This is a genomic window from Burkholderia sp. YHN3-13 (genome assembly GCF_055810675.1).
This window is the reverse complement of sequence record NZ_JBVVNQ010000079.1, coordinates 1-1,037: the sequence shown is the minus strand read 5'-3', so window position 1 is coordinate 1,037 and position 1,037 is coordinate 1. Positions and strand designations below refer to the sequence as shown.

The following is a 1,037-nucleotide window of genomic DNA, read 5'->3' as shown; positions in this document are numbered from 1 at the left end:
CCGTACTGGCTCGCGGGGCTGTGGGCGCTGTTCGCGATTCAACTCAATACCTTGCTGCACTGGCTTCGGGCGCGACCGCTCATCTCGGCGCTCGTCGGTGCATTCGCAGGCCCCGCATCCTTTCGCGCAGGTGCGGCGCTGGGGGCCGTTCATTTCACCCATCCGGCTGCAGCGCTCGCCGTTCTCGCAACCGGCTGGGCGTTCATCTTGCCGGCCGCGCTTGCGATTGCAAGCCATTGGGATGGCGTAACGCCCCCTTCTCCTCCGCCAATCGGCGCAGGCGACATGAATGACGCCCGCGCCGGATAGAGCCGGAAGCGTCGCAAGCCAGCTTTATCTCCGATCCCGTTCAAATTGCCAACGTACCTTCTCGGGCACCACACATGACAAGCTCCGAACTGCCTTATGAATCCCGCCCCGTTATCGTATGGTTTCGGGATGACCAACGACTCAGCGACAATCCCGCACTCTCTCATGCGGTCAGCACCGGCCATCCTGTTGTTTGCGTCTACGTCTACGACCCTGCCCCGACGCTCGGGCGTCCCATGGGAGGCGCGCAAAAGTGGTGGCTGCACGAGTCGTTGAAAAAACTCGACGGCTCGCTTTCCGCTCTCGGCGGCTCGCTGCTCGTGCTTCGCGGTAACGAACACGAAGCCATCAGGCACCTCGCCGTCGAAACCCGGGCGGCAATGGTTTGCTGGAATCGCCGCTACTCGAAAGCGCAAACGGAAATGGATGCGTCGATCAAGAAAGACCTGATCGCGCGCGGCATCGACGTGTCGACATTCAATGGCCACCTTCTGCGGGAACCCTGGACAGTGGCCACGCGCGAAGGCTTGCCGTTCCAGGTATTCAGCGCTTACTGGAAAGCCGCTCGCCGCGACAATTTTTTCCCGCCGTGCCCGCTGTCGGCGCCCGCTCGGGTCACGTTCTTTCCCGTCTCCAAGAACATCAGCGCACACGTCCGTACGCTTCCTGAACTTGCACTGCAGCCCTCGACGCCAGACTGGGCGGAGGGTCTGCGTGCGACCTGGCGA

General features: G+C 62.5%; 2 protein-coding genes. Both read left to right on the top strand.

Annotated elements, in window-relative coordinates; translation table 11 throughout:
• A partial coding sequence (locus AC0KUR_RS37950; RefSeq protein WP_473377398.1) for a DUF2878 family protein occupies positions 1–309 on the top strand: 309 nt, incomplete at its 5' end.
• 74 nt (positions 310–383) lie between these two features.
• A partial coding sequence (locus tag AC0KUR_RS37945; RefSeq protein ID WP_473377397.1) for a deoxyribodipyrimidine photo-lyase occupies positions 384–1,037 on the top strand: 654 nt, incomplete at its 3' end.